The sequence below is a fragment of the Mucilaginibacter sp. P1_D10 genome (assembly GCF_056406215.1).
In genome coordinates, this window is record NZ_JBFUAP010000002.1 from 391391 (window position 1) to 403985 (window position 12595).

The following is a 12595-nucleotide window of genomic DNA, read 5'->3' on the forward strand; positions in this document are numbered from 1 at the left end:
ATTGTATATATTGACGGATAGTATTTGCCCGCTGCGCCCAATGGCCGATGCATGGCTTTATCAATATATCGTTTGCGAAGCGTGCGGGGTTGCCTTGTTATTTCCCGGCAGGAAAATAAATATCGGATGATTTTATCAGGCGATGATTTAAGGTGTTTTAAATCAGTAATTTAAATATTTTTTAAATAAACAGGCAACCTTTAGTCCCGAAGCATCGTGATGTAGGAAGATTAGGTTAAATTTATAGGCGCAATAAAATTTAATTACCCGGCATGGGCGACGAAGAGCTACATCAACTGATACAGGGCTGCATAAAGCAGGACCGGAAATGCCAGAAGATGCTGTATAAGGCATTCTACGGTTTTTCTATGGGGATATGCCTGCGCTATGCTAACGACCGCGAGGAGGCTGCCGAGGTAATGAACCAGGGTTTTATGAAGGTGTTTACCCACCTGCAACGGTTTGATACCACGCGCCCTTTCAAGGCTTGGCTGGGGCGCATTATGATGAATGTATCGATAGATTACTACCGGGCAAATCTCAAAATGGCTTATACCGACGACCTGGACAAGGCCGAGCATTTAACCGATGGCGAACTGGTTGACAGCAACCTCAACTATGAGGATTTGCTGCGGATGGTGCAACAACTGCCACAGGCCTACCGCACGGTGTTCAACCTGTTTGCTATAGACGGGTACTCGCACGAGGAGATTGGCGAAATGCTTAACATCAGCCCGGGAACGTCTAAATCAAACTTGCATAAGGCGAGGCATAAATTAAAAGTGATGATTTTAAAAGCAGATGAAGCAGCCAATAACAGGGGTAACAACTACAACGGGGGGATGAATTACAACCCCATCGTAGCTATGTGTGGCAGCGAAATCAGGAACGCTTTTTTTAATAATGGTATCAGGAGATGAAAGAGGGGCAGGATAAAATAGATAGCTTATTTAAAAAGCGGTTAGAAGACCCTGCCGGCAACCTCGCCTACAACGAGGATGATTGGGATGCCCTTGAACAAATGTTGGAGAAGGGCAAAAAGCGGCCCTTTATCGTGTACTGGCTGCCTATTGTTAGCGGCATAGCGGCCATGTTATTGTTGGTTTTGGGCTGGTGGTTTTTTAAACCCACGCAAACAACAGTAAAAAAGGATGATACGGTAGCGGTGAAACCTGCCGTAAAAGCTACAGGCACCGATACCACGGGAATAAATAAACCGCAAGCCGTGCCGGTTAGTCCACAAGGCAGCGTAGCGATTAATGGTGCATCGGATGGCAAAACGGGCAATGATACAATGGACCCATTATTCCAGGACAGACAACCTGCAACGGGAGGAAAACCGGCACATCCAAAACCAAACACAACGTTAATCGCCAGCGGCATAAAAACACAGCCGCAACAGCAGCAAAACACATTGCCGGTTGCCGGGCAAAAAGATACCATGCCACCAAAAAGGACGGATATGGTAGCTGTGCAGCGGGATACCACGCCGCCAGCCAGGCTTGATGCAGCGAAAGCAGATAATACTCAGCCGGTTATTGCCGGCACCGCGCCTGCGCAAAGCCCGGATAAGCCGAAAGTGAAGGTTAAGCCGCTTAGCCAGGGCAGGCCGCAGTTTGCCATCAGCGTACTGGCATCGTCGGATATTAACGGGGTGAATTCCTTTCAGCAAACAAAGGTGGGCAGCAATTTTGGAGCGATGCTATCGGTTAGTGTGAAGAAATGGACGTTTACTACAGGGGCGATGTATGCCATCAAACCCTACGCAACAACGTTTGCCAATTACAGCACGGCCTACCAGTTCAAAACCGACCCAACCAACGTTACGGCAGATTGCCGAATGCTGGATGTGCCTTTGAACATTGCTTACCAGGTTTATCAAAACCGCAAGAACAAGTTTTCGCTGGGCACGGGGGTATCATCGTACTTTATGCTGCACGAGAACTATAAATACACCTACAGCTCGGCGTATGCCAACGGCCCGGCCAGCTATACGGTGGCCAACCCTAAAAACTATTTGTTAAGCGTAATAAATGTAAACGCCACTTTCGAGCGGCAAATCAATTCAAAATTCAGCCTTAGCGTGCAGCCGTATATGAAACTGCCCATCAAGGCGGTTGGTTACAGTCAGGTAAACCTGCATACCGCAGGGGTGGCTGTCGGCTTCAACTGGAACATCAATTCATTCACCAAACCAAAGTAGCATGAAGTACATTGGCCTTATTTTACTTGCCTGGTTAAGCATCAAAAACCAGGCAGGGCAGGACCTCTATGCGTGTAAAAACGCAAAAATCAGTTTGTTTTCTACCGCCCCGCTGGAAGATATCTCGGCAGTGAGCAACAGCGGTACATCGGTTTACAACCCCGCCACCGGCGATTTAGCCTTCAGCGTGAATATCCGCTCGTTCCAGTTTCCCAAATCGTTGATGCAGGAGCATTTCAACGAAAATTACATGGAGAGCGATAAGTACCCGCGCGCCGCCTTCAAGGGGAAGGTACAGGGAGCTATCGACATCACCAAAAACGGCAGCTACCCTGTAAACGTTACCGGCGAGCTGGATGTGCACGGCGTAAAGCAAACCCGCACTATCCTCGGTACGGTGGTGGTGAATAATGGTGCCATCAGCATGTCGGCAGAGTTTATGGTGAAATGTGTAGACCATAAAATCGATATCCCCACGCTGGTATTTAAGCACATTGCCGAGACCATCAAAATGAACGTATCGGCCACGTACACGGCAGTAAAGAGCAACTAAAAACCCTATATAACAAAGCATGAAAAAGTTAATACCCCTGGCAGCCTGCGCATTGATAAGTACCGGGCTGTGGGCGCAAACCACGCCCGCCAAAAGTGGCAACGCAGCCGATTCGTTGTTGAACAGCATGAATGCCGATGCAAAGGCCGAGCCCGTTATTGCCACCTTTAAATCTACCCGGCTGATACTAGGTGCCACTACCGAAACCGTGAAGAAGAATAACCTCAACTTTTTGGTGATACACCGCTTCGGTGATATGGGCGGCTCGCAGGGTGGGGGCAAAACCTTTTTTGGGCTGGATAACTCCAGCGATATCTACATCGGTTTTGAATACGGCGTAAGCGATAACCTGGATATCGATTTCGGCCGCAGCAAATTTGCCCAGCAGATTGACCTTGGGCTTAAATATGCCATCGTACACCAAACATCAGACGATGCCACGCCTTTTGCCGTAACGCTTTTGGGCAAGGCAGGCGTAAAAGCCTACGAAGCCAACGACGGCGAGTTTCCCACCTTTGCCGATAGGTTTGCCTATGTAGCGCAGGCCATCATCGCCCGTAAATTTTCATCCAACTTCTCGCTGCAGATAACCCCGACTTTCGTGCGCGATAACTCGCCCTTCCCATTCCTGGCAGGCAACGAGCGCGGCTTTTTCGCTATGGGCATTGCGGGGCGGCTTAAAGTGACCAAGCGTATGGGCATCGTAGTCGATTATGCGCACCCTTTCTCATCGTTCCGCAGCAATGCCACGGGCGACGATGCTTTTTACGACCCACTGGGTATAGGTATAGAGATAGAAACCGGCGGCCACGTGTTCACTATCGTGTTCAGCAACGCGAAGGCTATCTCCGAAACCAGCTACCTCAGCGCCAGCCAAAGCGATTGGGGCAAGGGGCAGTTCCGTTTGGGTTTTACTATCTCGAGGATGTTCAGTTTCAACAAAAAGGCAAAGAAAGCTTATTAACCCTACTAAATATAAAATCATGGAAAGACAAGAATTTTTAGCCAAGCTGGGCATAGGCCTGGCGGCCGTTTGCACAGGATGCAGTTTAGTATCCTGCGGCAGCAACGCAAAAAACGAAGACCCAACACCCAACGGCGACGGCAACCTATTTACTGCCAACCTCAGTAGCGAACTGCTGAACGTGGGCGATAGCAAGGTAGCCAACGGTGTAATACTGGCACGCATTGCAGCGGGTAACTCGGCCGACGCATTTTCGGCAGTGCAGGTAGCCTGCACGCATGAGGGTACGTTCATCAACTACAACACCGCCTCGGCTATTTACATATGCCCGCTGCATGGCAGCAGGTTTAGCCAAACCGGTGCCGTATTGCAGGGCCCGGCCTTAACCGCGTTGAAAAAATATAATGTGATCATAGATGGCACCAGCCTTAAGGTGAGGGCATAAGATTAAGAGCCTCATCCCAACCCTTCTCCAAAGGAGAAGGGCCAAAGAAATATAATAAACGATTTGGCTGTTTAAGCCCTCTCCCTTGGAGAGGGTTTGGGTGAGGCCACGTCACCGTTAAGATAATTGTTGTTTGATAAAGGGCGCAGCCTATTCCTGATAAAGGGTAGGCTGCTTTTTTATTGTTGGCGGGTATCCGTAAATAAATGCTACATTAGTTTTTGTAACCCTAAGCTATATATGGAAAACCAGCGTGCAACACGCAAGCAAATACACATCATCAGCCGGTACAGCAACTGGCCCGCCGCAGGCATTAAACGTAGCTTAGAGGAAGAGGGCATCTACGCCGACAAAGCAAAATGGGCCCGGTTCACCAATATCGCCCTGCTCGGCCTGGGTACAGCCTTCGCGGTGGCGGGCATCATCTTCTTTTTTGCTTTCAACTGGCACCAACTGCACAAATTCGCGAAGCTGGGCATAGTGCAGGGCCTGGTTATTACCAGCGTTTTGGTAGCGCTTTTTACCAACCTGAAACCCGTGGTGAAAAAGATTATCCTTACAGGCGTATCTTTTTTGGTTGGGCTGCTGTTCGCGGTATTCGGGCAGATATACCAAACCGGTGCCGATACTTACGATTTCTTTTTGGGTTGGAGCGTGTTCATCTTTATCTGGGCCATAGTGGCCGAGTTTGCACCTTTGTGGCTCATCCTTACCCTGCTTATCAACACCACTATAGTTCTTTATAGCGAGCAGGTGGGGCCAAGCTGGCCCGCTACTACGCTTTGTTTGATATTGTTTGCACTAAACGTGGCCATAATAGCTTTGGCGCAATGGTTTTACCGTAACTACGCCGATAAAGTGCCGGTGACCCTTTTCAGCAAGATAGTAGCATTGGCTGCGGCCGGCTGTATTACCATCAGCATTGTTAGCGGTATATCTTTCAACTATTACGAGGCTGCTCCGGATACCCTTTGGCCGGCTCTATTATTGATGGTGTTGGTGTACGGCTTTGCGGTACGTTACAGCTTCCGAAACAAGTCGCTTTATTACCTGTGCATTATCCCGCTCAGCATTATCATCATTATTACATCATGGATAATCAACCTGTTTCATGAAGACTCCGGCGGCACTTTTCTCCTCATCGCTCTTTTCGTCGTTATTAGTATTACCGTATTGGTAAACGCGCTCATCACCTTAAATAAAAGCTGGCATGCAAACCAATAACCATACAGACGCACTGATAAGCCGCTTAACAGAAGAACATGGCGAACAGTTAGCCATCAATAGGGATGCTGTCGATAAAGAACTGGCGGCCGATGCGGAGGCCTACCAGGGCCTGGGGATTAGATTGCTATCTATTGGCGGCGGCCTGCTGGCCACTTTTTTCTTTTTGGGTTTTGTGGGCCTGGTACTGAGCCAGGCGGCCGAAGCTGCAATGTTTTTTGGAGTGATAGTGATGGGAGGAGCCATCTGGTTGAACAAAACATCAACCAACACCATTTTAGATACCGTTTTAATAAGCTCTTACCTGGCCAGCTATGGCATGATTGCTTATGGCATGGTTCAACTGCATGTAGATGCCAACCCAATTGCAACGGTATTGTTGATATTAGCTGTTATTACCTGCGTTATTACATCGGGGTATATGCTCAATTTCTTTTCGGTGCTTGTAGCTTCGGGTAGTTTGTTTGCTTTAGTTTTGATAAACGATGCCTATGAAATAACGCACCTGCTTACCCTGCTATTGGCCTGGAGCTATGCCTGGTTATGTTTGCAGGAAACAGCTTTGATAGCGCAAAACCCGCCGCTTAGTGCCCGCTACATGGCTTTGCGCAATGGCCTGCTTTTTTCGTTTATAGCCATACTGGCCTACCTGGGTGTTGCTGATTTTCGCAGCGGCTCCTTACAGGATAATTATATATCGGGGATTATCATTATTGCGGTAACTGCGTTTGTGTTATATGCCATAGTGCAGGCGCTTGCGCTTAGGGCAAAAGACAAGTTGATTGTTTACGTGCTTGGCGGCCTTGTGCTGGCATCTGCTGTGTTTGCGCCCGCCATTTGCGGGGCTTTGCTAATCGTGTTCCTCAGTTTCCATACCGGCCACCGTACCGGTATTGCGACCGGCTTGGTGGCCTTGGTGTATTTTACCGGCCAGTATTATTACGACCTTAGCTACACCCTGCTCATAAAATCAGAAATAATGATGGCATCGGGCGCGCTGTTCTTGCTGGCCTGGTTTATCCTTAAAAAACAATTGAAGCGTTATGAGCAAAACTAAGCACATCATCATACTCATCAACCTGCTACTGTTGCTGGGCTATTTCAATTGGAGCATAACGGCTAAAGAAAAAACGCTGAGCGCAGGCAAGCGGGTATTGCTGGAACTGAAGCCGGTGGACCCGCGCTCGTTGATGCAGGGCGACTACATGAGCCTGGCTTATAAAATAAACGATTTGCCATCGCACGCAACCATAACCAAAAGGGGCTATTGCATAGTTAAGCTGGGTGCGCATGGCGTTGCCCAAAAACTTCGCTTTCAGGATGAGTTGAAACCTCTTGCACCGGGCGAAACTGCCATTAAATACTTCTTTAGCGGCAACAGTTATTTTGCCGATATACACCTCGGCGCCGAATCGTACTTTTTTGAGGAGGGGCAAGGCAAGCGTTTCGAAGCCGCCAAATATGGGGCTTTAAAGGTTGATGAAGCCGGCAACAGCGTTTTGGAAGGTTTGTATAACGAACATTACCGGCTTATTAAATAAGCTTTGGTGTTTTAAGGAGGCTGCGTTAAAATTAAAAGCGATTGTTAAACAACAAATTAAAACTCCGTCAGGACTTTGTGATTAATTTTACCACAAAGCACACAAAGGGAGAAACACAGGGAACACAAAGTCAATTTTATTTCGAATGGTTTTAAGGGTTGGATAACCAACATTACCGGCTTATGAAATAACTTTTAGCGTTTTGAGGTGGTCATATCAAAATAAAACGACTGTTAATTAACAAAATAAAACTCCATCAATAAATCTTTGTGAACTTTGTGCAAAACCTTAGTGCTCTTTGTGGTTAATTTTACCACAAAAGGGGCACTAAGAAAGAAACACAAAAGCGAACATTATTAATCTGTAACCACTACAATTTTACCCCCAGCCGCATTATTATCCATCAGGCGGTGCGCATCGGCCATTTCATCCAATTTAAACACACGGCCGATTTTAAGTTTTACAGAACCGGCCTCGATATTATCTAAGAAAGCCTGGAAATGTTCCGCGCCGACTCTAATCTGGCCGCTATCATAAACCGTTAAGTTTACTGCCGCAGGGATATATTCCATCGGCGCAAAATCTGCGAATGACCATTGTTCAGACAGCATCCCTGTCATACATACCGCGCCGCCCGTTGCCGCGCATCGCAGCGAATCTTTTAAAGTGGTAGCACCTACCAGTTCCAGGACATGGTTTACGCCATCGGGGTGTATAATCCTTAGTCGTTCGGATATGTTCCCATCATCAATGATTACTTCATCAGCGCCGTTTTCTAGCAGCGCATTTTTGCTTTCCGGTTTCCGGGTGGTGGATATTACGCTTAAGCCTGCATGCTTAGCTAATTGAGCAGCTAATAGGCCGATGGATGACGTGCCGCCCCTGATCAGCAGGCTTTCGCCCTTTTTTATTTTCAAGGCGATATGCAACGAGCCGTAAACCGTTTGGAACATTTCGGGAGTGGCCCCCAATACCTCCCAGGGCAGCGTACTATTGAATGGGATTAAGATACTTTTTGGTAACACGGTATATTCGGCATAACTGCCATCATAGGCCCTGCCCATTTCGCCCATAAAGGCGGCTACTTTTTGCCCGGGTTCAAATTCGCCTGATGGGTCAGCTGCAACTTCGCCCACGCACTCTATACCCAATACCCTCGGAAATTGGACGCCTGGCGATAAGCCTTTCCTGGTCATTAGTTCCGAACGGTTCAGCCCAAAGGCTTTTACTTTTATCAGTACCTGGCCGGTGCTGGGAGCGGGTATCGGCCTCTCTTCGATGATAAAATTTTCAGGGCCGCCTGGCTGATGGAGGACTATTGCTTTCATGGTGATCATTTAATTAGACGGAACTGCACCGATTTGCTGCAGCAAACTCAGCAGGTCGGGCTGGCCAAATTCTTCGATGATTTGATTACCTGAAAAACGATAAAAGTTCATGGCGCGTACTTCTATCGGTTTCCCCGTTGCGGGCACCCCAAAGAAAGTCCCGTGGTGTGTTCCGCGCATCGTAAACCGTGCAGCTACCTGCTCGCCTTCAGCTACCATGTCATCAAGCGTCCATTGGATATCCGGGAACCCTGAACGCATCATCTGAACGATGTCTACGTAGCCGGCAGGGCCTTGCAAAGGCTCGGGGCGACCGGGGACGAAAAACACCGCATCGGGAGAAACCAATTCTTCGGCTAAAGTTTCGCTTGCCGTGTTAATGAATTCTACAAAACGATGCATCGTTTTTTTATTGCTTATGCTTGTCATTTTAACCTTATGTCTATACGGCAAAAATGGGCTGTTTATGGCAAACCAACCCATAAGGTATCTTAATAAATGCCCTTAAGATGCTTTAAGCATTCAGCCTTTTAGCACCCTGTTTTTGCGGATGGTGCTCAGGAATTCGGGCGTGATGCCAAGGTAGGAGGCTATTTGCGTATTAGGCAGGCGATTGCTGAGGTTTGGGTATTGCTGCAGGAAATTTTCGTATCGTTCTTCGGCAGATGAGCTGATGTTTTGCAGCACCCTGTCCTGTAAGGCTATGTATTTCTGTTCGATAATTACTCTAAAGTTATGATCGATTTTATGGTAGTTGATATATAAGTGTAATAGCTCATCGTGTTTTATCTGCAACACTACCGTTGGCTCAATCGCTTCAATATACAGCCCGCTTGGCTTTTCGGCGTAAAAACTGCTGAGGTCGGTAGCCCAATCGTTCTCGGCTGCAAACTGGATGTTGTGTTCTTTGCCGTTCTTATCAACGGCGTACATTTTTAAGCAGCCCGAAATAACAAACGTGAAATGCCTGCAAACATCGCCATGTTGCAGCACAAACTGGCGGCGTTTAATGCTGCGCTCGATAAAGCGCGAAGCAAGGGCATCTTCCTCCTCGGCGTTCAGCGGGAAATAACCTTTAAAGTAGGCGACTAGTTTTTGTATCGGCATCCCTCTATTCATATGAGCTTTTGCTAACAATTAGGCCCTCCACAACTTTTATCAATATACGATACGGATTTTGGTGTGGAAGCGACAGGACTCATATAACAATATTACAAAAATACCGGCGAAATGCAGGCATAGGGTACAAAACGCAAAGGGTTTTGCGGTGCCTTCGGTTTATCCTGTGGCAGTCTTATTGGGGGATTTCTCCCCGCAATTTGCCTGTGGTTTGTCATAATTACCAGCGCCCTTTACGCTATACATGTTATAACCTTAAATTTGCTGCCTTTATAATTAAGGCAGGCCGATGCATAAGTACATAGCTATTTTTTTATTCCTGTTCAAGACATCCCCCGTTGCGGCGCAATACGATTGGAAGCTGAAAACCGAGAAAGACGGCATTAAGGTTTACACCAGTTTGGTCAACGGGTCTAAATTCAAGGCCATCAAAGTAGAGGCCGAGCTGGATGCCACGCCATCGCAATTGGTGAAGGTATTGCTTGATGTAAAAGGCTGCCCCGACTGGGTGTCGCACACCAAATCGTGCACGCTTATCAAACAGGTGTCGCAGTCCGAGCTTTATTATTATTCGGAGATTGACGTACCCTGGCCGGCCACCAACCGCGATTTTGTTGCCCATCTCACCGTTCGCCAAAACGCCGAAACCAAAGTAGTTACCGTTGATGGCCCCGCCGTAGCTGGTTTTGTGCCCGTGAAAGATGATATTGTACGGATAACCGCCTCAAAAGGTGAGTGGGTGATTACCCCGGTAACAAAAGGCAAAATAAAAGTACTCTACACCCTAATGGTGGATCCGGCCGGCAACATCCCGGCATGGCTCATTAATTTGCTGGCCACGCAAGGGCCCATGAACAGTTTCCAGGGTTTAAAAAAACAACTGCAAAAGCCGGAGTATACCAAGGGGGCGAGCTTCATAAAAGATTAGCAATAGCTTTTTATTGGGTGTAACCTTAGTTGGTTAAATGGTGTCTCAGGCCATTATCACCTTATCATGCGTATCAAACTCTCTTTCTCGTATATAACCGCTTTCCTGTTATTGGTATTGCTGATGCTCGAACTGCACGAACTTGTGCACATCATCACCGGCCGCATCATCTGCGGAGCCTGGGGTGCCCGTGACTTCAACGTTTGGCAGCTATGTGCCGATTGCGAAAAAGCTCATCCCTTATCCTGGGTGGCTACCCTTACCGGGCCCTTGTTTTCTTTTATGCTGATGTGGTTGGGGATGTATTGGCTGTATTCGGCAAATGTCAAAATGCGGGCTTTGGGTTTTGCGTTCATATTCGCCAATATCCCTTTCGGGCGTATTAGCCAGGCCATGATGGGCGGCGGCGACGAAATGGTAGTAACCCGGCACCTGCTTAAAGGTACTTTAAGCCATACGCTAATGGTGTGCCTATGCTCGGCTATCTTGTTGGCATTGGGCTTGCCGCCAATTATTAAAGCCTGGCGCAGTATCGATAATAAATATGCCTGGCTGTATTTATTGGGGTTTTTAACACTGCCGCTGGTGTTTATATTAAGCTATGTGCTTACTTTCTTAAACTCCCTGCTGAATGGCGGCTTGCTGGCTACTCCATGGGTGATGGGAACACCATTACTGATAACATTACATACCTTGCTTGCCGCAGTATTATTTGCGCTGTTTTATAAACGCCTGATTGTAGTGGGGGTAGATGGTTAATCTTCCGGACTTGCGGGTTTGGGTTTGGTGTTTGCCTTAAGCATAACCCTTCCTTTTTTGGTTAAGGTGCAGGCCGGCGAGCGGTCGTTCTCGGCACCTTTGGCAATATCTATCAGGTTGTAGGCCCTCAGGTCTTTAAGGTCTTCTTTACTGATATGGATGGCCATGCCTTTTTCAGCAATAACTTTAAGCGCTGCAACTACCTCGTCGTGTTTCATGGTGTTTTATTTACGGGGCAAACCAATGTTTGCATGCAATACTCAAATATATCACATTATAAGCAACAAAGGTAAACTTAAAGCGCATTGCTGGGTAATAAAGCTACAGGTAAAAATGGCAATGCGCTAAGATAGCTGCAACTCCAGCATAGCCGAAAATATCGCGCCGTCATCGGTAATAGCCAGTTGGTGCTTGCCGGGGTACAAAATATCCAGCCGCCTCTTCAGGTTCTTGAGGCCGATGCCCTCGCGAACCTCTGCTGCTTTCTCGCCCTTTTTTACATCGTTGATAATGGTGAAGTACAGCAGCCGTTGATTGGTAGAAATATTCAACACGATGTTTATCACAGATTGGCCCACCCCATCGGTGCCGTGCTTAAAGGCATTCTCTACCAGGGATATCAGCAACATGGGGCCAATGTTGAGGCCGGGATGGCTGCCGTCCAGGTCCATTTTTACGGTTACCTCATCGCCAAACCTAAGCAATTGCAGTTCTATATAGCTTTTGAGGTAGGCTATTTCCTTATCCAGCGGTACACGATTGTCGTCGCTCTCGTAAAGCATGTAGCGCATCAGTTGCGAGAGGTTCATGATGGCGGGCTCTATCTTATCTGATTTTTTGCGGGCCAGCGAAGTAAGGTTATTCAGTACGTTGAACAAAAAGTGCGGGTTTATCTGCGAACGCAGAAAGTTCAGTTCCGTACGCAGGTGTATGGTTTCCCGCTCTTTTACCAGTTGCTTGCGGGCGTTATTATCTAAAATAATGCGGTAGCAAAAGCTGCACAACAAAGCGATAAATGGCGAAAGTATGGGCATGAACATGCCGGGCCCGCCCCTCATCGGTTCGAAATTCATTTTCTGCCCCGGGTGTTGTTGCTCCTCCCAGCGTTGCCGGGCCAGTTCCTCCGCAGGAGAATGCAGGTGTGCCTCTCTGAAAACGAACCAGTAAACCCAGTAGCAAGCCAATATTGCGGCAAGCAGGCTTAAGTATATCAGCCAACCCCGTTTTTGTATCAAAGGGTATAGCAGGTAAGTATTGATGTAGAAGAGCACCAGCAATACGATGTTAGACGTAACGATATTGGTAACGAAGCGGTGCCGCATCCACTCGGGGATGTTGGGCGGTCCGTTTACAAAAGGTAGCACCAACAGCAGAAACCACACCAGCACCGGCAGCAAATTATACACCCAGGGCTTGTAGTTTGGCTTGTTCATGCGGCAATTAACTTGAAAATACAATAATCTGCAAAAACACTCGACCAACAGCCGCATTGACGAGACCAAACGCGTTAAATAATGTTAAAAAAATAATA

15 protein-coding genes are annotated in these 12595 nt (G+C 47.6%); 10 read left to right on the forward strand and 5 right to left on the reverse strand.

The window, feature by feature from the left end:
- The first annotated feature begins 272 nt into the window (after positions 1–272).
- The 8 genes from AC1DYT_RS04120 to AC1DYT_RS04155 all read left to right on the forward strand — a co-directional run bounded on the left by AC1DYT_RS04120 (position 273) and on the right by AC1DYT_RS04155 (position 6930).
- A complete protein-coding gene (locus tag AC1DYT_RS04120; RefSeq protein ID WP_477468382.1) occupies positions 273–920 on the forward strand; it encodes an RNA polymerase sigma factor in 648 nt (215 codons plus the stop codon).
- On the forward strand, positions 917–2203 hold the full coding sequence (locus AC1DYT_RS04125; RefSeq protein WP_477468383.1) for a hypothetical protein: 1287 nt from the start codon (positions 917–919) through the stop codon (positions 2201–2203). Before AC1DYT_RS04120 ends, AC1DYT_RS04125 begins: the two co-directional genes overlap by 4 nt.
- Before the next feature lies 1 nt (position 2204).
- A complete protein-coding gene (locus tag AC1DYT_RS04130; protein ID WP_477468384.1) occupies positions 2205–2756 on the forward strand; it encodes a YceI family protein in 552 nt (183 codons plus the stop codon).
- 19 nt (positions 2757–2775) lie between these two features.
- Complete coding sequence (locus AC1DYT_RS04135) at positions 2776–3720, forward strand: DUF5777 family beta-barrel protein (RefSeq protein ID WP_477468385.1); 945 nt, start codon at positions 2776–2778, stop codon at positions 3718–3720.
- Between the two features lie 19 nt (positions 3721–3739).
- Positions 3740–4165 (forward strand): QcrA and Rieske domain-containing protein, encoded by a 426-nt coding sequence (locus AC1DYT_RS04140; protein WP_477468386.1) that lies wholly within the window; start codon positions 3740–3742, stop codon positions 4163–4165.
- 240 nt (positions 4166–4405) lie between these two features.
- Positions 4406–5389: a DUF2157 domain-containing protein gene (locus AC1DYT_RS04145; RefSeq protein WP_477468387.1), complete on the forward strand. Its 984-nt coding sequence runs from the start codon at positions 4406–4408 to the stop codon at positions 5387–5389.
- Positions 5376–6446: a DUF4401 domain-containing protein gene (locus tag AC1DYT_RS04150; RefSeq protein WP_477468388.1), complete on the forward strand. Its 1071-nt coding sequence runs from the start codon at positions 5376–5378 to the stop codon at positions 6444–6446. Before AC1DYT_RS04145 ends, AC1DYT_RS04150 begins: the two co-directional genes overlap by 14 nt.
- On the forward strand, positions 6433–6930 hold the full coding sequence (locus AC1DYT_RS04155) for a GDYXXLXY domain-containing protein (RefSeq protein ID WP_477468389.1): 498 nt from the start codon (positions 6433–6435) through the stop codon (positions 6928–6930). Before AC1DYT_RS04150 ends, AC1DYT_RS04155 begins: the two co-directional genes overlap by 14 nt.
- A gap of 356 nt (positions 6931–7286) precedes the next feature.
- Here AC1DYT_RS04155 and AC1DYT_RS04160 read toward each other — a convergent pair whose 3' ends face one another.
- From AC1DYT_RS04160 to AC1DYT_RS04170, 3 genes are all read right to left on the reverse strand, one after another.
- Positions 7287–8258 (reverse strand): zinc-binding alcohol dehydrogenase family protein, encoded by a 972-nt coding sequence (locus tag AC1DYT_RS04160; protein WP_477468390.1) that lies wholly within the window; start codon positions 8256–8258, stop codon positions 7287–7289.
- A 9-nt stretch (positions 8259–8267) separates the two neighbouring features.
- Positions 8268–8687 (reverse strand): ester cyclase, encoded by a 420-nt coding sequence (locus AC1DYT_RS04165; protein ID WP_477468391.1) that lies wholly within the window; start codon positions 8685–8687, stop codon positions 8268–8270.
- A gap of 93 nt (positions 8688–8780) precedes the next feature.
- Positions 8781–9377 carry a Crp/Fnr family transcriptional regulator gene (locus AC1DYT_RS04170; protein ID WP_477468392.1) on the reverse strand — a complete coding sequence of 199 codons (597 nt, stop codon included), beginning with the start codon at positions 9375–9377 and terminating at the stop codon, positions 8781–8783.
- Between the two features lie 289 nt (positions 9378–9666).
- Between AC1DYT_RS04170 and AC1DYT_RS04175 the strand changes: the two genes are divergently transcribed.
- Positions 9667–10305: an START domain-containing protein gene (locus AC1DYT_RS04175; protein WP_477468393.1), complete on the forward strand. Its 639-nt coding sequence runs from the start codon at positions 9667–9669 to the stop codon at positions 10303–10305.
- A 66-nt stretch (positions 10306–10371) separates the two neighbouring features.
- Complete coding sequence (locus AC1DYT_RS04180; protein WP_477468394.1) at positions 10372–11064, forward strand: hypothetical protein; 693 nt, start codon at positions 10372–10374, stop codon at positions 11062–11064.
- Here AC1DYT_RS04180 and AC1DYT_RS04185 read toward each other — a convergent pair.
- Complete coding sequence (locus AC1DYT_RS04185; RefSeq protein ID WP_133229858.1) at positions 11061–11282, reverse strand: hypothetical protein; 222 nt, start codon at positions 11280–11282, stop codon at positions 11061–11063. The two genes, AC1DYT_RS04180 and AC1DYT_RS04185, sit on opposite strands and share 4 nt — an antisense overlap.
- A gap of 126 nt (positions 11283–11408) precedes the next feature.
- Positions 11409–12497 carry a sensor histidine kinase gene (locus AC1DYT_RS04190; RefSeq protein WP_477468395.1) on the reverse strand — a complete coding sequence of 363 codons (1089 nt, stop codon included), beginning with the start codon at positions 12495–12497 and terminating at the stop codon, positions 11409–11411.
- Positions 12498–12595: the final 98 nt, after the last annotated feature.

Coding starts and splice junctions, on each gene's coding strand:
- AC1DYT_RS04120 (WP_477468382.1), top strand. CDS start 273: ATGGGCGACGAAGAGCTACATCAACTGATACAGGGCTGCATAAAGCAG.
- AC1DYT_RS04175 (WP_477468393.1), top strand. CDS start 9,667: ATGCATAAGTACATAGCTATTTTTTTATTCCTGTTCAAGACATCCCCC.
- AC1DYT_RS04150 (WP_477468388.1), top strand. CDS start 5,376: ATGCAAACCAATAACCATACAGACGCACTGATAAGCCGCTTAACAGAA.
- AC1DYT_RS04160 (WP_477468390.1), bottom strand. CDS start 8,258: ATGAAAGCAATAGTCCTCCATCAGCCAGGCGGCCCTGAAAATTTTATC.
- AC1DYT_RS04170 (WP_477468392.1), bottom strand. CDS start 9,377: ATGAATAGAGGGATGCCGATACAAAAACTAGTCGCCTACTTTAAAGGT.
- AC1DYT_RS04140 (WP_477468386.1), top strand. CDS start 3,740: ATGGAAAGACAAGAATTTTTAGCCAAGCTGGGCATAGGCCTGGCGGCC.
- AC1DYT_RS04185 (WP_133229858.1), bottom strand. CDS start 11,282: ATGAAACACGACGAGGTAGTTGCAGCGCTTAAAGTTATTGCTGAAAAA.
- AC1DYT_RS04135 (WP_477468385.1), top strand. CDS start 2,776: ATGAAAAAGTTAATACCCCTGGCAGCCTGCGCATTGATAAGTACCGGG.
- AC1DYT_RS04165 (WP_477468391.1), bottom strand. CDS start 8,687: ATGACAAGCATAAGCAATAAAAAAACGATGCATCGTTTTGTAGAATTC.
- AC1DYT_RS04155 (WP_477468389.1), top strand. CDS start 6,433: ATGAGCAAAACTAAGCACATCATCATACTCATCAACCTGCTACTGTTG.
- AC1DYT_RS04125 (WP_477468383.1), top strand. CDS start 917: ATGAAAGAGGGGCAGGATAAAATAGATAGCTTATTTAAAAAGCGGTTA.
- AC1DYT_RS04190 (WP_477468395.1), bottom strand. CDS start 12,497: ATGAACAAGCCAAACTACAAGCCCTGGGTGTATAATTTGCTGCCGGTG.
- AC1DYT_RS04130 (WP_477468384.1), top strand. CDS start 2,205: ATGAAGTACATTGGCCTTATTTTACTTGCCTGGTTAAGCATCAAAAAC.
- AC1DYT_RS04180 (WP_477468394.1), top strand. CDS start 10,372: ATGCGTATCAAACTCTCTTTCTCGTATATAACCGCTTTCCTGTTATTG.
- AC1DYT_RS04145 (WP_477468387.1), top strand. CDS start 4,406: ATGGAAAACCAGCGTGCAACACGCAAGCAAATACACATCATCAGCCGG.